A 20454-nucleotide genomic window follows, 5' to 3' on the forward strand; every position below is an offset into this window, starting at 1 on the left:
TTGCTAACCTATTTACTCTAAAAAGTCTTTTAGACGCTTACTTCGGCTTGGGTGTCGCAGTTTTCTAAGTGCTTTAGCTTCAATCTGTCGAATCCGCTCACGCGTAACACCAAAAACTTTGCCCACCTCTTCAAGCGTACGTGTTCTTCCATCATCAAGTCCAAAGCGCAAGCGTAGAACGTTTTCTTCTCTATCAGTTAATGTATCAAGTACATCTTCTAATTGTTCTTTTAAAAGTTCATATGCTGCATGATCCGATGGAGAAGTAGCTTCTTGATCTTCAATGAAGTCACCTAAATGAGAATCGTCTTCTTCTCCTATTGGTGTTTCTAGAGATACAGGTTCTTGGGCAATTTTTAATATCTCTCTCACTTTATCCGGTGTAAGCTCCATTTCTTTCCCTATCTCTTCAGGTGTTGGCTCTCTGCCAAAATCTTGTAGCAACTGCCGTTGAACTCTAATTAGTTTGTTAATCGTTTCTACCATGTGCACAGGTATACGGATGGTACGAGCTTGGTCCGCAATCGCTCTTGTTATAGCTTGTCGTATCCACCAAGTTGCATAAGTACTAAACTTAAAGCCTTTGCGAAAATCAAATTTTTCTACCGCTTTTATAAGCCCCATGTTACCTTCTTGAATGAGATCAAGAAAAAGCATTCCTCTTCCTACATATCGCTTAGCAATACTAACTACAAGTCTTAAGTTCGCTTCAGCTAATCGTCTTTTCGCTTCTTCATCACCCTGTTCAATTCTTTCAGCTAAACTAATCTCTTCTTCAGCTGACAATAAATCGACACGACCTATTTCCTTTAAATACATACGCACAGGATCATTTATTTTTATTCCTAACGGTACACTTAGATCATTTAAATCAAATTCCTCTACTTTAGAGATCTGTTGTTCACTTGGGTCTTCCTCAGAATCCCCAACAACCTCTATACCTTGATCACCTAAATATTCGTAAAATTCATCAATATGATCTGACTCTAATTCAAAGATAGCTAATCGTTCTGCAACATCTTCATAAGCAATTAAACCACGTTTCTTCCCTATCTCTACAATCTGTTCTTTTGCTTGTTCCAATGTTAATTCTGTTTCATTACCTTTTGATTCTGATGGCTTATTATCTGCCATAAGAGTCCCCCTCCTTCCATCTGTTCCTGCCTTAACGTTTTTTATCCTTAAGCGCTTTTTGAATCCGCATAATTTCCATACCTATTTGCGCCGCTTTAACATAATCTTTGTTCAATTCTGCATGTTTTTGTTGACTCATTAATTCTCGTATTTCAGCCTTATCTTCTTGCTCTGATTTTATTAAATAAATGTAATCATCAATTTCAGCATCAGTAATATCAGGCGATATTGGCTCCATTGCAATTTCAACTAACTCACTTTTTATTGATTGATCGTTTACACGTTCAATAAAATGACTGACGTTCGCATCATGACCTTCTTCATAAAATGCGTATAGATACGTCACAATGATCTGGTGCTTTTCTATGTTAAACGCTGCCCCTAAGCTATGCTTGATTTTTTCAGCAATAGATCGATCATATAACATATATGCAAGTAATTTTTTTTCAGCATTATGATAAGCAGGTAAAAGTTTTTGTCTGTTTTTTTTAAATACGCGCTCATTAGTATGGCTAATTGGAGTAGAGTTATCCTTAACATTTCCTTGTTGTTTCCTTTTTTCATTAATTTCTTCCAATATGGTATCAACAGATAATTGATATGTTTTAGCCAGTTCTCTTGCGTAATGATCCCTGTCAATCGCTGCATTTAATACGGCGATTTCACTAATGATTTGATTGATATAAGCGATTCTGTCAGCCTCAACCTGTAGGTTGTATCCTTTCTTATAATACGTCATCACAAAGCTCATATACGTAGAGCTTGCCTCTATCACCTCATGTTTAAACCTTTCTCCTCCGTATTCTTTAATATAGGCATCAGGATCAAGGTTATCGGGCAATGAAGCAACACGAACTTGACAACCAACTTTATTGAATAATTTTGCCGCTTTATAAGTGGCACGGATACCAGCCTCATCACCGTCATAGCAAATGACAACTTGCTCTACATACCTTTTAAGTAAAGCTGCTTGCTGTTCAGTAGCGGATGTTCCTAATGATGCAACACCATTCGTAACTCCTGCTTGATAAGCCGTAATCACATCCATATACCCTTCAAATAAAATAGCTTGGCCAAATTTTTTCATTTCACTTCGAGCCAGGTCAAAGTTAAATAACAGTTTACCTTTTTGAAACAACGATGATTCTGGGCTATTCAAATATTTAGGCTCTAACTCGCTAATTGACCGACCTCCAAATCCTACTGTTTTCCCTAAGTGATTTCGTATAGGAAAAATAACACGCCCCTTAAAACGATCGTATACTTGATTTTCTTCGTTACGAGCTAAAACACCAGAGGAAGCAAGATGTTGTATGTTGAGCTCTTTTTTCGTTAGAAATTGTGTCGTCACTTCATTTGTTTGTGGCGCAAATCCGATCTGAAATAAATCAATCATTTCGTCTGTCAAACCACGATCTCGTAAATATCTCTGAGCTACTTGAGCTTCTTTTGTATGTCTAAGTATGTGATGATAATATTTAGTCAACCACTCATATGCCTTTAAGCTGATCTGATCAACAGCGCCGTTATTTGTATCATCTCTTTGATATTGATCAGGTAAAGGATGGCCACTTTTTTCACCCAAATGCTTAACAGCTTGGTGAAAAGTGAATCCTTCCAACTCCATTAAAAAGGTAAATACATTGCCACCTTTTCCACAACCAAAACAATGAAAGATTTGTTTTTCCTGCGTCACAGAAAAAGAAGGCGTTTGTTCTCCATGAAATGGGCATAATCCAAAATAATTACGTCCTTGTTTCTTTAATGAAACGTATTCTCCTACGACATCCACAATATCATTAGCTTTACGAATTTCATCAATAATTTGTTCAGGAATTTGCCCTGCCATAAGTATCACCAACATTTAATTTCTATATAAAATCAAAAATTCCTGCAAGTTTCGACAATAAATTTTAAAAAACATTAAATACGCTTGTCCTTTAGTGAAAGGAATTAGCTTTTCTTTTCATTTTTTCGGGTATAAAACATAATGACGATTTTGCAACGTTCCTATGTATGCACCTAAAAGTTCGTACGTTTTGAATCTTCTACTTTCTCTTAGAACAATATAGTCAAAAGAAAGATTGAATAAACGTCACGATAAGGGTTCTACATAAGAAAGGCAGATTCCTGCATAAAACTACGATTCAAGGTTAGCCGATGTTATTAAACTTTCATTTTTTCAATCTAATTTCTAATATTTTTTTCACAAATACTAATTATAATATATATATATATAAAACGCTATAAATTTGATTTAAAATTAATGAATTCTTTTATTCAGAGTTATCCCCCACCTAAATCTCTTTTAAGGTATCAGATGGGGGATATAATTATATAAAACAAACCTTCAATCAGTTGTCGTTAAGTGAATAAGAACATTAACGGACGTTTTACGGATGGCTATCCATTTTAAAGTAAGTCATTAAATGTTTTTATTATTAACGGGTTAACTGAATTTGCAATATCAGATTAGCTGTCTCTTCAACCGCTTTATGAGAAACATCGATAACTGGACAACCCAATCGGTCAACAACTTGTTCAAAAAAAGTGATTTCTTCGTTTATTCTTTTTGGTGCTGCATAATTTGCGTTTTCTTTTAATCCTAATGCTTTTAGACGTTCTTTCCTTATATCATTTAGCTTGTCAGGACTGATCTTTAATCCAAAACATTTATTTGGATTTGTATTAAACAACTCTTTAGGGGGTTCTACTTCGGGAACAATCGGAACATTCGCTACTTTGAGACTTTTTAGAGCAAGATACTGTGATAAAGGTGTCTTAGACGTTCTTGAGACACCAATTAATACTAAATCGGCTTTCTCAATGCCGCGTGGATCGCGCCCATCATCATACTTAACTGCAAATTCGATAGCTTCTACACGTTTGAAATAAGCTTCATCAAGTTGATGGCCTAGCCCCGGTTTCATTCTTGGTTTCTTCTGAAAAAGGCGCTCCATAGCTTCTAACATAGGCCCAATAATATCAATAGCTTCTAATTCCATTTCAGCTGATTTATTTAGTAGATATTGTCTAAGGTCTGGGTTAACAAGAGTATAGCCAATAATCGCTCGGTCCTTAGCAGCAGCAGCTAGTACATCATCAATTTTCCCTTTTCCTTCGACGTATGGTGATTTGATGATTTGATAATCTTGACCATTTTCAAATTGTAAAAGTGCCGCTTGTATAACTTTTTCTGCCGTCTCACCTAAGGAGTCCGAAATTAAATATATAATTGGCTTATTCATAAATTTACACCTCACCTTAAAATTGTTGCTTCCATTCAACTAAGCTGAAATCAGCAAATTGATAGACAAGTTCAGCTATAGCATTTAGCAAGCCTAAACGATTTGCTTTTAACACTTTATTTTCAACCATTACCATTGTTTCTTCAAAGAAAGCATTGATGGATGGTGTTAATACTGCTAGCACATTTAACGCTTCACTATAATTATGCTCTAGCATCTTAACTAGATAATCTTTTTTGGCGCCTTGAAAAACGCTAAATAAGTCACGTTCAGATTGGTTTTCAAATAACGATTGATCAAATGTCGTTTCTTTTGCCTTTTTGGCTAAATTAATAACACGTACTAACGCTTCCTGAGTGGGTTTAAACGATGGGTCAGTACGCTTCTTTTCTAAAAGCGTCGCTTTTTCAAAGACATTAGCGATAACCCCGATACTCTTATGTGTAACAGCTTTAATCGCATCTTGTGCAATTTGCTTCTCTTTAGCAAAGTAAATCACTCTAGCTTCAATAAATTCCATTAGTTGTGCTTCTATAACTAATGGATCATCTATGTCTACCGATGATTGTTCGTACACATTGATAACTACGCGAATGATACCTTCAATATCTAGCTTCCAATTTTTACTTTGCAAAATTTGAATAACACCCATTGCTTGTCGCCTTAGAGCGTAAGGGTCCTGTGAACCGGTTGGAATTAGGCCTACACTAATACAACCAATAATTGTATCTAGTTTATCAGCGATACTGATGACAGCACCAATTGACGTTTCCGGCAATATATCTTTAGCATGGCGTGGCATATAATGTTCATTAATCGCTTGTGCAACAAGCTCTTCCTCACCAGCTAACCGTGCATATTTCTCTCCCATTATACCTTGCAGATTAGTAAATTCATTAACCATGTTTGTAACTAAATCGAACTTGCAGATTGATGCAGCCCGTTCGGTGTAGGCAAGTTCTTCTTCTGAAAATGCTAACTGTTTTGCTATTGCTGTTGCAATTTTTGTTACACGATTAACTTTATCTGCAATCGTACCTAACTGTTCTTGAAAAACCATTCTCGTCAATTTTTGATTATTTGCCTCAATTGACTGCTTTTGATCTTCTTTGTAGAAAAATAGAGCATCCGCCAACCTTGCATTCAGTACTTTTTCATTGCCCTTAGCAACAGTATCTAAATATTGAGCATTACCATTCCTTACACCAATAAAGAAAGGTAATAATTCACCATTTTCTCCTCTGACAGGAAAATAGCGCTGATGCTCTTTCATAGAAGTTATAAGAGCCTCTTCAGGGACAATCAAATAGTCTTCACTATATTTACCAAAAAAGACAGTTGGATATTCAACCAATTGAGTCACTTCTTCTAATAATGCTGAGTCCTTATCAACAACCCATTGATGTTGCCTTGCCAAGCTATTCATTTGATCTATAATCTCTGCTTTTCTTCGTTCACTACTCACAATGACATACTTTGCTTCTAACTCTTCTTGATACTTAAGGGGATCGGTTATCTCGAACGGGCCTGCTAAAAAGCGATGCCCATCAGATGTTTTCCCACTTCTCACACCCTCAATTTCAAAGTTAATCACAGATTGATCATTCATTCCAACTAACCATTTTATCGGCCTAATGTATTTTAATGAACGATTGGACCAACGCATGTTTTTTGGGAAGCTTAGTGATAATAATACATCTTTAAAAGTAGGTAAAATTTGATCAGCAGATGTCCCTTTTATAAATTTCTTTACATGGACATAGTCGATTCCCTTAATAGGTTTAAAGTAAATATCTTCAACGGTAAGCCCTTGTCCTTTGACAAAACCTTGTGCTGCCTTTGTCCAGTTACCTGATTCATCTAATGCAATATTTTTAGCAGGCCCTTTGGCTTCATCTTCTATATCCGGCTGTTTATTAGCTAACACAATAATTTGAACAGCTAACCGTCTAGGGGTCGCATATATATTTAACCCTTGATAATCTAAGCGATTTTTCACTAACCAATCTTTCGTTTTTTGAAGTAATTGTGTTTCTGTAGGTGCTATAAAGCGGGCTGGCATTTCTTCAAGTCCGATCTCAAATAAAACATTACTCGTGCTCATAGTGCCCAACCTCCTTTTTTAACATCGGAAAACCCAAGTTCTCTCTCTCTTCTACATATAACTTAGCAATCGCTCTCGCCAAGTTCCTAACCCTCGTAATATAGCCTGTTCTTTCAGTAACTGAGATAACGCCTTTAGCGTCAAGCAAATTAAAAGTATGGGAACATTTTAATACATAATCATAAGCTGGAAAAACAAGACCTTTCTCCATCACTTGCTTGGCCTCTTGCTCAAATTGATTAAAAAGATTGAAAAGTAAGTCCGTATCTGACTCCTCAAAAGTATATTTTGAATGCTCATACTCAGGTTGATAGAAAATATCATGAACCGTGACACCTTCAGTCCAAGTCAGTTCAAAAACATTTTCTTTGTCTTGAATATAAGAAGCTAACCGCTCAATTCCATAAGTGATTTCAACAGCTACTGGACTGGCTTCTAAGCCACCAATTTGTTGGAAATATGTGAATTGTGTAATTTCCATGCCATCTAACCAAACTTCCCAACCTAGTCCAGCAGCACCCAGGGTTGGATTTTCCCAATTATCTTCCACAAAGCGGATGTCATGTTCAAGTGGATTAATTCCTAATTTCTCTAATGATGCCAAATACAGCTCTTGAATATGATCTGGAGATGGTTTCATAATAACTTGGAATTGATGATGCTGATACAATCGATTTGGATTGTCACCATAGCGCCCATCAGCAGGACGTCTTGACGGCTCAACGTAAGCCACATTCCACGGTTCCGGTCCAAGACTTCGTAGAAGTGTCATCGGCGACATAGTTCCTGCACCTTTTTCAGTATCATAAGCTTGCATTAAAATGCATCCTTGATCCGACCAGTGCTTTTGTAGCGTTAAAATCATTTCCTGGATATGCATATCATTACCTCCATTTACTATGTATCATTTTTTTACATGCCATATCTTCTTTTCCAGTATCTTACGAGGTGGAAAAATCATTTTGAATTGATTTAAAGATTGCTCGCTCAAACAACTCGTCATTTTTTTCAGTAAAAAATCCCGTCCCTATGCCTTAATTAAGACATAGGGACGGGATCTCCGCGGTTCCACCCTATTTACTAAAGAGAAAACTTTAGTCACTTTTTTATCACAAGTTCCAGAGCGCCTTTTCAATAAACCGATTATACCTGGCTCGCACTCTCCCAGATTCGCTACAATAATCATGTATATTTACTTTTCTCTTTCATCACTATGTATATCTTGTGCTTTTGCTATCCATTATAGTAAGGTAATCCACTGTATTTGTCAAGATTGTTAAGTTAATCCGTTAACAAATGAAGTTGTTTAAGGAATTTTTTTGATTTGATCGTCAATCCACCATAGTGGTCGTAATAATATTCTAACAATTGTTGCAGCGCTTTTTTATTTTCTTCCTTTACCGATACATTGGCAACTCTCTCTATATCAACATCAGAAAACATTCTTAATAATCTCAACTGCGTGCTTGTCAAAGGTAAATAGTTAGGATCATGATGTTTACAGCGAGCACAGATTACCCCTGCTTCCTTAATTGAAAAACCCAAAAGATTATCTTCACTACTACATTGGTAGCAGTGACTAACTATTGGAGCAATACCAGAAACTTTATATAGTTTCATTTCATACATCATCGTCATCACTAAGGGGTCCTTGTCCTCTGATAATGACTTTAATGCTAGGACAAATTGCCGGTATACATACGGGTTTGGCTTCTTTTCATCCATTAATTTGTCGGTTAATTCCGTTAAATAGCTTGCATAAGCCGCTTGAATAATATCTTGACGTATAAGGCGATGAGATTGGATGATCTCACCCTGCTGCAATACACCCAGTCCTTTTCCGAGTTGGATAAGAAACTGACCATGAATAAACAATTGTGCTAAGGCAGACATGCGACTTTTAGGCTTTTTTGCTCCTCTTGCTATGACAGCAATCTTACCTAATTCTTTAGTAAAGATCGTTACGATTTTATGTGTTTCCCCATAGTCCTGCGTTCGGATAATAATGCCTTCTAGTTTCTCAAGCACCCTTTACCAATCCTTCTATTTTTCGGTTATACCGATTTATTTAATTCGTGATTTAGTGGTGAATCTTGAATAGTCTCCTCATCTTTTTTGGTGTCAATCTCCATATCTTTCATGAGTAGATAAGTCTCTATATTTCCTGTTTGACTAAAAACGATCCAAGGTAAATCATGCATGAAAAGTCCACCTTTCCTCTTTTTAGTTATCATCTACATTTATAGAATGACCGGAGATCACTTTTCAATGTTAATTAATTATTACCATGAATATTTAATTACGACCACTTGGTTTAATACTCATCTTGATTATATCCATACTCATGCAAGTAGTGATCTCGATTTCGCCAATCTTTTTGAACCTTAACCCAAAGTTCTAAATAAACTTTCGTTCCTAACAATCGTTCAATATCTTGCCTTGCTTGAATACCAATATCCTTTAGCATTTTACCTTGTTTACCTATAATAATGCCTTTTTGAGATTTACGCTCTATTATTATTGAAGCTTGAACAAGAACTTTTTCATCTGGTTTTGTTTCAATCTTTTCAATCAAAACGGCTACAGAGTGAGGTACTTCCTCTCTTGTTAATTGAATAGCTTTTTCTCTAATAAATTCAGCAATAATAAATCGTTCAGGGTGATCGGTAATATGGTCTTCGGGATAGTATTGAGGTCCCTCGGGTAGTTGTTGTCTTAAAACAGATAATAAATGATCAACATTATTTCCTTCTAAAGCTGATATTGGAATAATCTCTTTAAAAGAATAGCGATCTTTATATGCAGTAATCAGTTCAAATAATTCGTCTGGGTGGATTTGATCAATTTTATTAATAATAAGATATACAGGCTTCTTTACATTTTCTAGCCTGTCAATAATATATTGGTCCCCCCTGCCATACCCTTCTTTTGCATTAATCATAAATAAAATAGCATCGACTTCATTTAACGTGTTTTCAGCTATGTTTACCATGAAATCGCCTAATTTATGTTTAGGCTTATGGATACCAGGTGTGTCTATAAAAATAATCTGTGCACCTTCCACGGTCCATACGCCCTGAATGGTATTACGTGTTGTTTGTGCTTTATCACTCATAATCGCAATTTTTTGGCCAATAACGCGATTTAAGAATGTAGATTTTCCAACATTAGGGCGTCCAATGATGGTTATAAAACCCGAGTGAAATGAATCATGTTGCATAACCGTGTCCTCCTCAATCTCTTTATCAAAATAGCATCAATACTTTAGGAAAAAATATAATTAAACCAATGACCGCAGCAATAGCACTTGCTATTAAGACAGCACCAGCCGTTAAATCTTTAATTATTCCAGCTGTTGGGTGCCAATCAGGCGCTAAATAATCAAGCATCAGTTCAACAGCAGTGTTAAAGACTTCCGCTGTTAACACGAATCCAATGGTTAATATTAGCAGAATCCACTCTATTAAGGAAATAGAAAATAGAAAACCGAATGTGATAACCATACATGTAATCAAAAGATGAACACGCATGTTTATTTCATTTTTAAGGGCATATTTCAAACCATTAAATGCATAACCTATACCAACTCGCTTCTTCTTAATTTCTTGATAGTCCGAAGCCATCTAATAACTCCTCTTGTCTAGAGAACATTTTTACTTCATCTTCATCATTCAAATGGTCGTATCCTAATAAATGAAGAAAACCATGAATGACTAAGAAACCATACTCTCGATTTAAGCTGTGTTGATACTCCTTTGCTTGCTCCTCAGCCTTTTCGACCGATATAACAATGTCACCTAGCGATATAGGTAGCTCTTCACCTATTATCGCTATCTCATTTTCTCCGACTTCTTGTAAAGGAAACGAGATAACGTCTGTTGGACGGTCAATTTGACGATAGTTGCGGTTAAGCTCTTGAATGGATTCGTTATTAACAAAATTAATTGATAATTCCACTTCACTTCGTAGCTTCTCTTCTTTCACTGCATAATGTAATAGTTGACTAATAAGATTAATCGTATCCTCATCAACTGAGTTTGTTTCATCATGAAAATCGATTTGCAATTAAATATCCTCCTTTTTAGTTGTTGGGTATTGAATGCGCGAATGATAAATACCATTTAATGTTTCTTGAATTGTTTGTTTAATTTTACGAAGCTCCTTAAATGTTAACGCACTATCATCCAACTGACCATCATTTAAACGCTCTTGAACAATTGACTGAATAAAATCATCAATTCTCTCTCTAGTTGGTTCATCTAAGGAACGAACAGCCGCTTCCACGGAATCACATATAGAAATCACAGCAGATTCTTTTGTTTGTGGTAACGGCCCCTGGTACCGATAATCTGCTTCCCTTACCTCTTTATTATGTTCTTTTTCTTTATAATAAAAATACTTTAATAAAGAAGTACCATGATGTTGTTCAGCTACATCAATAATTTCTCGAGGCAAACGATGATCTTTTAATATACTTGCGCCATCATGGGGATGCGCTAAAATAATCGTTGCACTCTGTTTAGGTGATAAGTAATCATGAGGATTTCTCATTCCCATTTGATTCTCAATGAAATAATGGGGTTGCTTCGTTTTCCCTAAATCATGATAATATGAAGCAACTCGTGCCAGCAAACCATTTGCACCAATCGCCTCGCAAGCCGCTTCACTTAAATTTGCAACCATAACACTATGATGATAAGTTCCTGGTGCTTCTGTTAAAATTTTTCTTAATAGTGGATGATTTGGGCTAGCTAATGTAAGTAACTTTGTATCAGATAATATACCTAATATAGACTCGAAAAACGGAAGGACACCGATTGTTACAATCCCAGACATCACTGCTGAGATAAATCCATAGCTAGCATAACGCAATATCTCCATCAATTGATAACTTTCATAAGATAAGAACAGAAAACCGAGTATGACTAAAATATTTACTACACCTGTAGCCAATACAGCCTTTAAAATCGCCATACGATCTTTAATGCCTATAAGTGTAATAATGACACATAATTGTCCGAACAGCATATAAATACCGGCTTCTAAATGAAGCGATCCAGGGATCTGTCCATTAAAAATGATTGTAGCTAGTATAGCAAAAACGATTGAAAAAATTAAGGCTAACCGTTCCCTATAAAGAATTCTAAGTAACATACTACTGGTAGCAATCGGCGTGAGTAAGTATAATTGATTACCGTCTGTTGAAAAAAAGCTGATAAATTTCATTATCGCTAGTGTAAAAACAACAATCAAAACAAGCGCAAATAATCGTTTCATATCCAAATATACGCTATCTATATAATAAACAAAACTATAAGCAAGGACAGCCGTTAAAAGTAACGTAAAGATTAACAGCCCTAAAATCGGAAAAATATTACGATCACTGTTAAGAAGGCCCACTAATGTTAGTTTATCATAAATCTCATTAGTAATCGTTTGATCTTCACGTACAATGACTTCACCAGCGCGTATCATAGCCGGTTCAACGTTATCAATCGCCTGTCGCTCCGCTTCCATTGTTTCTTCTATTGAAAAAAATGAATTTTCTACAATAGCAAATTCACCAATTTCAAATAATGCTTCTTTTATCTCATCAGCCATACTAGAATACTGCAAGCGTTGATTCAATTGTTTGACAGATGACTCAATTTGTTCACGTTGAACACCTTCATTGAAAATTTCTTGTAATGATGTCGTTAATAACTCATAGGCTACTTCTTTCTCATTATCATCTATCGCAATTAAGGTTAGCAACACCTCATCTGACACTTGATCGGTAATCTCACTACTTAATATTTGCTTTAATTCTTGCAGTTTTTCTGATGTTGATCGCTCAATACTATTGTCATCGGTTTCCTCTTGATCATTCGGTTGATGTACAGAAGCAATTGCATCAAAGAGTTCTGCAACGTATTCAATACGCTCCTCTGTCACCTCTTGTGATATTTCAAAGCGATCATCGACAGATTGAAGCGCTTCCCTTTGCCTTCTTTCTGTTTCCCGCGTATCCTCGATTGTTATAGGCGAACGAATCGTTTCACTAGCGTTACTAAAACGTTCTATTTCATATGTTTCTGTATAGACATTAGAAATAGTAAATAAAAATATGGATATGGCGATTACAGCAAGAGCAACGCTTAACTGAATCGGTTTGCTCAATGCCTTTAGCTTATCAAATCTAATCTTCATTTCGGATGACTCCTTTATTCAACAATAAACACATTCCTTTTACCATATCATACAACGATTTAAACATGATGTATATGTTTAAGAGTAAAATAATGCAAGCTACCTCATGTGATGGTGATACTTGTTCGCTTTCTGTGTCAATGACACACTACCAACAGTATCATTTAATATGTAACTTAAGTCTAAATAAAATATGCTCCAAATGGCTACAACACCAAAGGAGCATGAATGCATAACGATATAAAGTAATTTAACAAGAACTTCAATAATCATTTTAATGTGACCATTCGAGTATGTTCTATACCCATCCTATCAACAGCGACTTCATTTCGTCTTTGAGGTGCAACTAAATGTTACACGTTAACGCCGTTTATATTGCTTATCTAATTTAAGGTCTTAAGAAAGTTGAAAGACACAACGTATTCTCTATTAATTGCTTAACAGACCTTTATTCAATCATTCACAGCTACTGTTCTTCAAACGCTTCAATAATTCTCTGAACAACAGGATGACGAACGACATCTTGCTGCTCTAAATAAACAAAGTTAATACCCATAACATCTTTTAAAGTTTTTTGAACAGATATAAGACCTGAAAAGGTACCATGCGGTAAATCAATTTGAGTGATATCACCTGTTATAACCATCTTCGATCCAAATCCCAACCTTGTAAGAAACATTTTCATTTGCGCTATGGTCGTATTCTGTGCTTCATCTAAAATAACAAAAGCATCATCTAATGTACGACCTCTCATATAAGCAAGGGGAGCAACTTCAATAGTTCCTCGCTCAATTAAACGGGTGGTATGCTCTAAGCCTAATACATCATGTAAGCCATCATAAAGAGGACGTAAATAAGGATCTACCTTTTCTTTTAGATCGCCTGGTAAAAAGCCCAAGCTTTCCCCTGCTTCTACAGCTGGTCGAGTTAAAACAATTCGTTTTATTTTACCTGCCTTTAAAGCTTTAACAGCCATTACAACCGCTAAATATGTTTTACCAGTACCAGCAGGTCCGATGCCAAATACGACATCATTGTGCTTTATTTGATTTACGTAATGACGTTGCCCTAATGTTTTTACACGAATAGGACGCCCCAAGGCATTACGAATAATTTCTTCATCAAAAAGCGTATAAAATTGTTCTATTTTGTCTTTTCGTGCTAATTCAACAGCATAAATAACGTCTCGATCAGATATTTTAATGTCTTTACGGATAACCTCTAATAAAGCATTAAGGACATCACTTACGAGTATAGCTTGTGCTTCATCACCTTGTACGCGGACTTGTTCACCACGGGTAATTAAAGAGACACCAACCTGTGATTCGAGTTGCTTTAAATGGCTATCTTCTGCTCCGAATAAGTTCATCGCTTCTGCAGGATCTTTTATTTGTAAATCAACTAAATGTAAAGCATCAGACATATATTAATCTCCTTGGTTCATAGCATTAGTATTCACGATATCTTCCTTCACCGTGAAGTATACGTGTAAGTTTACTTTACCATTCTCAATAGATTGATGCAAAATTTTTTCATTTATAATTTCTGCAGACGCTCCTAATTCATTCAGTAAATTTTCCCTAGCTTGTACCATTCCAACTTCAATTGCCTCTTCTTCTGTACGATTAACTTCTGTATTTAACATTTCTCGATGTTGATCAACTGAAAACGCAATAGGTAACTGCCAACTACCGATTGAAGGCTTATATAACGTGGTCTCCACTTGTTGAAGGTCAAAATCATTTGACCAGAACCCCCAAAAAGGTAGTTGAAAGCGCCCTATTTGCAGGCTATATTTCTTCGATTGATTACCTGTTTCCGTTTGATACTGCCCAACTAATGGAATATTCAGTTTTGATTCATACCACGTCGTTGCATAAATTTCAGCCTCTACTGTACTAAGCTCTTTACTACCTTCATCTTTTTCATCTTTTTCATCTTCATCTTTTTCGTCTTTTTGATTTAATTCACCCGTTACTAGAAGTTGTCCTTTTTTAACATAATCATTAATTTCTACTAAAGGCCGACCTTTTGCTACAAACATCTCACTAATCACGCCATCTTTTTTTGCATATAGATGTTCGCGATTTATCAACTCTTCTTCATCTACCTGCCTTTTAGGAACAACATCTAATTTATAAATGATACCATCTTGTTTTATACCCACCCAAAGCAAGTTTGGATAATCTGCTAATAATCGTTGTTGTATTGCACTTGAATCCTCAATAAACAGCTTAAGCCTTCCCTTTTTCACACCATATTCATCGAGAGATTGGCGTAATTGTTTTTCAGTTTCAACTGGAATACCATCAATGTTTATCATCCATATCGATTGAGATAAATAGATAAATATTAAAAAAGCAACCCAAAATGAAAGTACGAGTATTTTCATTTTCTGTAATTGTGAGAACAGAAAAGGTAGCCCTTTTTTACTGACAAATGATAGCTTGTAACGTGTTTTTCTTCTTAATTGACGAACCCTTTTTAAATCCGATAAATTAATATCACCTAAACATTCAGTATTTGATATTTTCTTAATTGACCATCCTTTAATTTCATGCCTTGTACATAAATCAAAGAAACGTTCCGGATAATGTCCTTTCACTTTTATAGTGATGACACCTTTTAGCCATGATGGTTTTAATGCTCTCATTGTCCCACTCCATTATTACGTAATTCTTCGTCTACGTTAACCGCATTAATCGTACCTTCGATCAAAATTTCTTCTGTAACTAACATTTTTATCACGAGATTATGACCTTTAACAATAAGTAAGCCATTGGTTACTTTTAATACAATTTCATTAGAAGTAAAACGTAATATTCCGTGGTGATTTTCGATATAAACATGTATATCTCCAATCATAGTAATGCGAGGTAATTTCAATTGCATATCAACTGGTAGGTTTTTAGCAAATTTCATTATCTGATTAATTTTCGAACGCAAATAAGCCACGAAACCGCCTCCTTCTCTTTTCAAGATATGTTATTTAAACGGTAATCAGAACCCAAATCTGTCTATGGATCTAATCAAACGGGACGGTTTCTATACGGTTATAAAACGAACCTTCTATCAATGGACATTTTCGCGACAACCAGTGCTTGGTTGTTGAGTGAATAAAGATATTCGCGGACGTTTGAAGTGGAAGGTGTAGGGTTAAAAAATAGAGGTGATTATATTCGAGAAAGAAATAGGGAAATAGTTACTTTTTTTGAAAGTGAAAGATGCCCTAAATAATAAATAATGTTTAAAACATCAAAAAATTCACGAGATTCCTCATCTTAATATGGGAACTCATGAATTTTGGTTCTCTGTCAAATGTGGTGGTGCAATGTTCACTCCACCATTTTGCTAAGTCGCAGAGGGAAATATACTCGCTTTCCGCGGACGAACGCCCAAGCCTCCTCGCAAAGACCGCTGTGGGGTCTCGGTCGCCCGTTTTTCCGCAGGAGTCTCGCATATTTCCTCTGCTATGTGCTATTTCAAACGAGAGCCTTTTTAACTTCTGATGGTCAAATAATCGAAAGGGAAGGTTCGTTGTCATCCCTACCAAGCGAGCTGCACTACGAAAAGAATGGAAGACCGTGTATGCTAATGCTGTTGTTTTCAAAGCATTTGTCCAACGTTGATAATAATCCGCCATTTGTAATCGTTCATAAAAAGGACGGCTACAATTAGGACACAAATATCTTCGCTTTTTTAATGATATCTTCACATCTTTATTAGAAAGGACTGGACCTTGAATCTCCTGTCTTCTATAACTATGCACTCGGTTTGTTTTCTCCTTACAGAAAGGACATTTTTCTTGTTTTTGCTTTGTATAGAGTTCCACAATCAAGCTACTAGATTCTTCCGTTACATCCCATACGTCTACATGCTTGTCTTTAATCCCAATAATTCTATGGTAAAATGACGTTGCACTCATATCCCCTCTCTTTTTCTATTGTCTCGACAACTTTAGGGTAACAAAGAGAGGGCGAATGAGTGTATTTTTTTTGCACACTACAGGAATGCCATCACGATAGAGGACACCACCACATTCAGTATAGAGCCTGAATTTTTTGTTTGTTTTATAGGCTCTGTTATCGGTTAATGTTGATTTTTTATACAAAAGTGGACTTCCGAATTATGGAAGTCCATTTAAATATATTTTTTTGCTTATCGAACTAACGCTTCCCGTTTGTTTAATAAGCAGTTGGTAAATCACTAGGTAATTTAGAAGGACAAGTTCACGGTCCTACGGTTGGTGGGTTTAAAACATGGTCAGCGAATGCACTTGCCATTGGCACCCCTGATTGGCGAATTTGTTCAGCAGCTAATTGATAATTATATTCTGTCTCACGTAATTCTACATCAGGACCAAGCAAAGCCCAACACGCCCCTCCTGCAGCACTTTGAAGTCCAACACTTCCAGCGTTAATAATCCTTTTATCAAGTACAGTGCGGTCAAAATGAATATGTGTGTGACCACAAACTATAATATCTTGCTTTACTGAGTCAATCATGGGTTTAATCTCTATTTCTGGTGTATCTTTACGAATAGCTTCTTCATCATTTCTTGGTGAACCATGAACAAACAAGACTTCACCCAATCCATCGATATTTAAAGTAACATCTTTCTGTAAATTATTTAAAAATTTCAACTGAGACTCGGTTAATTGGTCTGCACACCATTGATTTATCTCTGCAATCCATTCATCAAGTCCCTGTTCAACTCCATATCTCTCTCCGACCTCTCTATCGGCATTGCCTTTTATAAAGTGAACCTCTCCCTCTAAAGCCATAATCCGTTTCATAACTAATGCAGGTTGCGGTCCCCATGCCAAATCACCACCAATTACAATGGTATCCACATTACACCTTTGGATTTCTTCTAGAACAGCGTTTAAAGCTGAGTAATTTCCGTGTATGTCATAAATAGCTGCCACTCGTTTCACCACTATTACACCACCTCTTAAATTTCTAGTTTCTTCTTACATAAACCTCCCCGTTAGTTTCACAAGCAAACGACTATTATTTAGTAAACTCTGATAATCTTAGTGTATCATATGTTTCCATAATTGGTATTAAATTTCCTTCCACAATCATTTGTCTTGTTGTTGTATCATCTTTACGTGATGGATGGTTTCCAGGAAATAAAACCAGCTAAGATAGTGGTCCAAATATTTCGTTGCAACACCATTAAAACGTCTTATCCAATCCTTCAAACGCTTATGATAGCTGTTGACATTCTGAATGTGAAAAAGCCCCTTTGTTCGCACCTTTCCATCAGATTTAAAGGCATAGTGTTCAATGCCTTTTTCTTTCGCATATGTTTTAAAGGCACGCCAAGCATCCGTACAAAGTACGTTACTCGCAGATAATTTAGGACCAATTGATTCCTCTACTTGTTCTTTTATAATCCTTCCTCGTCCAATAGCTTTAGAATAAGTAACTTTTTCGCGGTCTCTTGCCACAAGAACACAGATTTGTTCCTTACTGATACCTCGATATTTAGAGGAACCACCACGTTTCCCTTTTTCTGAGTACAAGAAATAGGTCTCGTCTATTTCCACGATACCTGAAAAAGCCTCGAAATCCATTTTTTCAAAGGCAGAGAGTAGCTTATGTCTAGAAGAGGGTAACATAACTTACATCTTCTAAAAGTTCTGCTGATTTACGTAAGGAATACCCTTCAATCATACATTCAATAAACTGAATCCAGCGATTTGGTTTTCTAGTACGGTATAGAGGTGTATTGGTTAAATCGGTAAATGTTTTCTGGCAGTCCTTACATTGGTACCGTTGACGGTCTACTATTTTCCCGCCCATTTTAACGGAATAGGTTCCAAAGCGAACGGAACGCTTAGATTGGCAGCGTGGACACGTATAACCTTCCTTATGCTTTCGTTCAGAAACCTCTTTAAACACAGGTTCGCTAGTAGCAGTAGAAGATAGAGAGTTAACAAGATATTCTTTTATGCGTTTGGCATCCGATTCGTTTAGCTTACTAATGGCGATTATAATCTCTTTTAACGTCACCTGTATCCACCTGCCTATAATAATCTATCTCCATTATAGAACAAGTGTTCCTGTTTATCGAATATCAACATTAACGTTTAACAGAGCCATTTTATAAAACGAACCTTCAATCAGTGGGCGTATCCGTTCTGCTCCCGCTCCCACTGATTGAAGGTTGAGTGAATCAAGACATTAGCGTCCGTCATCACCCACCTAAAATAGATTTACCACTGTTTTCTACTTTGAGGTGGATGATTTTACGTACAATTATCTGCGATGATAAATGGCTAAGCTATTTATTTGTAGACATTTCTATTATTAGCTTGATAGGGCCGTTTTGCACGGGGTGTACCTAAAATCTCAGCCATAACCACACTTTCAGCTAGTCCCTTTCTCGAAAGGTTCCTTTTAAATGCTAATGGTTTCGCTTTTGGACGTATTGTTTTTTGCCTAGAAACTAATTTACTTTCAACTTTTTTCTGCATTTGTTTGGCCTGTTTATTAACTTGATTATTGTTCTTGTCTGACGCCACATTGAGATGCTTTCTTAGTTGTTCTAATTGGGCATTTTTTTGCGCAGCAATATTAGGTTCTTTTTTATTAGAATTGGCTGTCTCTGATTTCTGACGCGTTTGAACAGGTCTATTTAATGTGGTTTGTTGACTACGTTTCCGTTTATTTTCATCCGTATTATTGTCGGTATTATTAAGAACATTTTTCAGAAGGCTACCACCAATAATGAGAAGAAACGTAATCAAAGGAGCTATAAATTCATCCATTGTCTCACTCCCCTTAAATCAATCGATTATTCTTCATCAGAATCATCTTCGGTCATTTTTCCGATTGAATCACGCATGTCAGTATCAGCATTAATGTTCTTATAGTTCATATAGTCCATCACACCCATGTGACCAGAACGTAAAGCTTCAGCAAGTGCTAATGGTACGTCAGCTTCAGCTTCAACAACTTTCGCACGCATTTCTTGGACACGCGCCACCATTTCCTGCTCTTGAGCTACCGCCATGGCTCGACGTTCCTCTGCTTTAGCCTGTGCAATATTTTTATCAGCTTCAGCTTGGTCTGTTTGTAGTATTGCACCAATATTTTTTCCGATATCTACATCAGCAATATCGATCGATAAAATCTCAAATGCTGTTCCAGCATCTAATCCACGATTTAAAACGTTGTGTGAAATAGAATCTGGATTTTCAAGTACTTTCTTGTGCGCTGTCGAACTACCGATCGTACTAACGACACCCTCACCAACACGAGCAATGACTGTATCTTCACCAGCACCACCGACTAATCGGTCAATATTTGCACGAACAGTAATTCGCGCTTTCGCCTTCACTTCAATACCGTCCATTGCAATACCTGCAATGAAGGGTGTTTCAATGACTTTAGGGTTAACACTCATTTGAACCGCTTGAAGCACATCACGACCAGCTAAATCAATAGCAGCGGCACGCTCAAAGCTTAATTCAATGTTTGCGCGCTGTGCAGCAATTAAAGCATTGACAACGCGATCAACGTTACCACCAGCCAAATAGTGACTCTCTAGCTGGTTAATAGTGACTTCCACCCCAGCTTTGTGTGCTTTAATTAATGGATTAATGACTCTTTGCGGGACAACACGTCTTAATCTCATCCCAACTAAAGTAAAGATACTTACCTTAACCCCCGCTGCTAGCGCACTAATCCAAAGCGCTACCGGAATAAAGGTTAGTAAAATAATAAGGGCAACGATGATTACCCCAATAATAATAATCGGCATAAAAT

The 20454-nt window shown here is 36.4% G+C and carries 18 protein-coding genes, 1 pseudogene and 1 other annotated feature; all 19 genes and pseudogenes read right to left on the minus strand.

Annotation, left to right across the window (positions count from 1 at the left end; genetic code table 11):
- Positions 1 to 12: 12 nt before the first annotated feature.
- The 19 genes and pseudogenes from rpoD to floA all read right to left on the minus strand — a co-directional run bounded on the left by rpoD (position 13) and on the right by floA (position 20449).
- Positions 13 to 1134, minus strand: a complete 1122-nt coding sequence (gene rpoD / locus B494_RS0111845) for an RNA polymerase sigma factor RpoD (RefSeq protein WP_017472598.1) — start codon at positions 1132 to 1134, stop codon at positions 13 to 15.
- Between the two features lie 31 nt (positions 1135 to 1165).
- The gene (gene dnaG / locus B494_RS0111850; protein WP_017472599.1) at positions 1166 to 2983 is read right to left on the minus strand and encodes a DNA primase; all 1818 of its coding nucleotides are present in this window, start codon (positions 2981 to 2983) and stop codon (positions 1166 to 1168) included.
- 592 nt (positions 2984 to 3575) lie between these two features.
- The gene (locus tag B494_RS0111855) at positions 3576 to 4382 is read right to left on the minus strand and encodes a pyruvate, water dikinase regulatory protein (protein WP_017472600.1); all 807 of its coding nucleotides are present in this window, start codon (positions 4380 to 4382) and stop codon (positions 3576 to 3578) included.
- Between the two features lie 16 nt (positions 4383 to 4398).
- Entirely contained in the window at positions 4399 to 6486 is a 2088-nt protein-coding gene (gene glyS, locus B494_RS0111860) for a glycine--tRNA ligase subunit beta (RefSeq protein ID WP_017472601.1), read from the minus strand.
- Positions 6473 to 7366, minus strand: a complete 894-nt coding sequence (glyQ, locus tag B494_RS0111865) for a glycine--tRNA ligase subunit alpha (protein WP_017472602.1) — start codon at positions 7364 to 7366, stop codon at positions 6473 to 6475. Before glyQ ends, glyS begins: the two co-directional genes overlap by 14 nt.
- Before the next feature lie 164 nt (positions 7367 to 7530).
- Positions 7531 to 7704 (minus strand) — a binding site (T-box leader).
- Between the two features lie 63 nt (positions 7705 to 7767).
- Entirely contained in the window at positions 7768 to 8514 is a 747-nt protein-coding gene (recO, locus tag B494_RS0111870) for a DNA repair protein RecO (protein WP_017472603.1), read from the minus strand.
- A gap of 26 nt (positions 8515 to 8540) precedes the next feature.
- Positions 8541 to 8687: a YqzL family protein gene (locus B494_RS20575; protein WP_017472604.1), complete on the minus strand. Its 147-nt coding sequence runs from the start codon at positions 8685 to 8687 to the stop codon at positions 8541 to 8543.
- 113 nt (positions 8688 to 8800) lie between these two features.
- Positions 8801 to 9706: a GTPase Era gene (era, locus tag B494_RS0111880; RefSeq protein WP_017472605.1), complete on the minus strand. Its 906-nt coding sequence runs from the start codon at positions 9704 to 9706 to the stop codon at positions 8801 to 8803.
- A 25-nt stretch (positions 9707 to 9731) separates the two neighbouring features.
- On the minus strand, positions 9732 to 10109 hold the full coding sequence (locus B494_RS0111885; protein WP_017472606.1) for a diacylglycerol kinase family protein: 378 nt from the start codon (positions 10107 to 10109) through the stop codon (positions 9732 to 9734).
- Entirely contained in the window at positions 10084 to 10551 is a 468-nt protein-coding gene (gene ybeY / locus B494_RS0111890; RefSeq protein WP_017472607.1) for an rRNA maturation RNase YbeY, read from the minus strand. Before ybeY ends, B494_RS0111885 begins: the two co-directional genes overlap by 26 nt.
- Positions 10552 to 12675, minus strand: coding sequence for an HD family phosphohydrolase (locus B494_RS0111895; protein WP_017472608.1), 2124 nt, complete (start codon positions 12673 to 12675; stop codon positions 10552 to 10554). It lies immediately after the preceding gene.
- A 466-nt stretch (positions 12676 to 13141) separates the two neighbouring features.
- Complete coding sequence (locus B494_RS0111900) at positions 13142 to 14098, minus strand: PhoH family protein (RefSeq protein ID WP_017472609.1); 957 nt, start codon at positions 14096 to 14098, stop codon at positions 13142 to 13144.
- Between the two features lie 3 nt (positions 14099 to 14101).
- On the minus strand, positions 14102 to 15328 hold the full coding sequence (gene yqfD, locus B494_RS0111905; protein ID WP_017472610.1) for a sporulation protein YqfD: 1227 nt from the start codon (positions 15326 to 15328) through the stop codon (positions 14102 to 14104).
- Complete coding sequence (gene yqfC / locus B494_RS0111910; RefSeq protein ID WP_017472611.1) at positions 15325 to 15630, minus strand: sporulation protein YqfC; 306 nt, start codon at positions 15628 to 15630, stop codon at positions 15325 to 15327. Before yqfC ends, yqfD begins: the two co-directional genes overlap by 4 nt.
- 292 nt (positions 15631 to 15922) lie before the next feature.
- A complete protein-coding gene (locus B494_RS20180) occupies positions 15923 to 16600 on the minus strand; it encodes a transposase family protein (protein ID WP_017472612.1) in 678 nt (225 codons plus the stop codon).
- Between the two features lie 304 nt (positions 16601 to 16904).
- Positions 16905 to 17615 (minus strand): metallophosphoesterase family protein, encoded by a 711-nt coding sequence (locus tag B494_RS0111920; protein WP_017472613.1) that lies wholly within the window; start codon positions 17613 to 17615, stop codon positions 16905 to 16907.
- A gap of 73 nt (positions 17616 to 17688) precedes the next feature.
- A pseudogene (locus tag B494_RS19940) lies at positions 17689 to 18696 on the minus strand (IS1595 family transposase).
- Between the two features lie 275 nt (positions 18697 to 18971).
- On the minus strand, positions 18972 to 19454 hold the full coding sequence (locus tag B494_RS0111930; RefSeq protein WP_017472614.1) for a hypothetical protein: 483 nt from the start codon (positions 19452 to 19454) through the stop codon (positions 18972 to 18974).
- A gap of 26 nt (positions 19455 to 19480) precedes the next feature.
- Entirely contained in the window at positions 19481 to 20449 is a 969-nt protein-coding gene (floA, locus tag B494_RS0111935) for a flotillin-like protein FloA (RefSeq protein ID WP_169315499.1), read from the minus strand.
- Between the last annotated feature and the right edge of the window lie 5 nt (positions 20450 to 20454).

Source organism: Amphibacillus jilinensis Y1, from assembly GCF_000306965.1.
Lineage (GTDB): Bacteria > Bacillota > Bacilli > Bacillales > Amphibacillaceae > Amphibacillus_C > Amphibacillus_C jilinensis.

What these genes read in the sequence shown, in the direction of transcription:
- yqfD (WP_017472610.1), bottom strand. Translation starts at nt 15,328, where the DNA reads ATGAGAGCATTAAAACCATCATGGCTAAAAGGTGTCATCACTATAAAA.
- dnaG (WP_017472599.1), bottom strand. Translation starts at nt 2,983, where the DNA reads ATGGCAGGGCAAATTCCTGAACAAATTATTGATGAAATTCGTAAAGCT.
- era (WP_017472605.1), bottom strand. Translation starts at nt 9,706, where the DNA reads ATGCAACATGATTCATTTCACTCGGGTTTTATAACCATCATTGGACGC.
- B494_RS0111885 (WP_017472606.1), bottom strand. Translation starts at nt 10,109, where the DNA reads ATGGCTTCGGACTATCAAGAAATTAAGAAGAAGCGAGTTGGTATAGGT.
- glyS (WP_017472601.1), bottom strand. Translation starts at nt 6,486, where the DNA reads ATGAGCACGAGTAATGTTTTATTTGAGATCGGACTTGAAGAAATGCCA.
- B494_RS20575 (WP_017472604.1), bottom strand. Translation starts at nt 8,687, where the DNA reads ATGCATGATTTACCTTGGATCGTTTTTAGTCAAACAGGAAATATAGAG.
- floA (WP_169315499.1), bottom strand. Translation starts at nt 20,449, where the DNA reads ATGCCGATTATTATTATTGGGGTAATCATCGTTGCCCTTATTATTTTA.
- B494_RS0111930 (WP_017472614.1), bottom strand. Translation starts at nt 19,454, where the DNA reads ATGGATGAATTTATAGCTCCTTTGATTACGTTTCTTCTCATTATTGGT.
- rpoD (WP_017472598.1), bottom strand. Translation starts at nt 1,134, where the DNA reads ATGGCAGATAATAAGCCATCAGAATCAAAAGGTAATGAAACAGAATTA.
- B494_RS20180 (WP_017472612.1), bottom strand. Translation starts at nt 16,600, where the DNA reads ATGAGTGCAACGTCATTTTACCATAGAATTATTGGGATTAAAGACAAG.
- B494_RS0111895 (WP_017472608.1), bottom strand. Translation starts at nt 12,675, where the DNA reads ATGAAGATTAGATTTGATAAGCTAAAGGCATTGAGCAAACCGATTCAG.
- B494_RS0111855 (WP_017472600.1), bottom strand. Translation starts at nt 4,382, where the DNA reads ATGAATAAGCCAATTATATATTTAATTTCGGACTCCTTAGGTGAGACG.
- B494_RS0111900 (WP_017472609.1), bottom strand. Translation starts at nt 14,098, where the DNA reads ATGTCTGATGCTTTACATTTAGTTGATTTACAAATAAAAGATCCTGCA.
- glyQ (WP_017472602.1), bottom strand. Translation starts at nt 7,366, where the DNA reads ATGCATATCCAGGAAATGATTTTAACGCTACAAAAGCACTGGTCGGAT.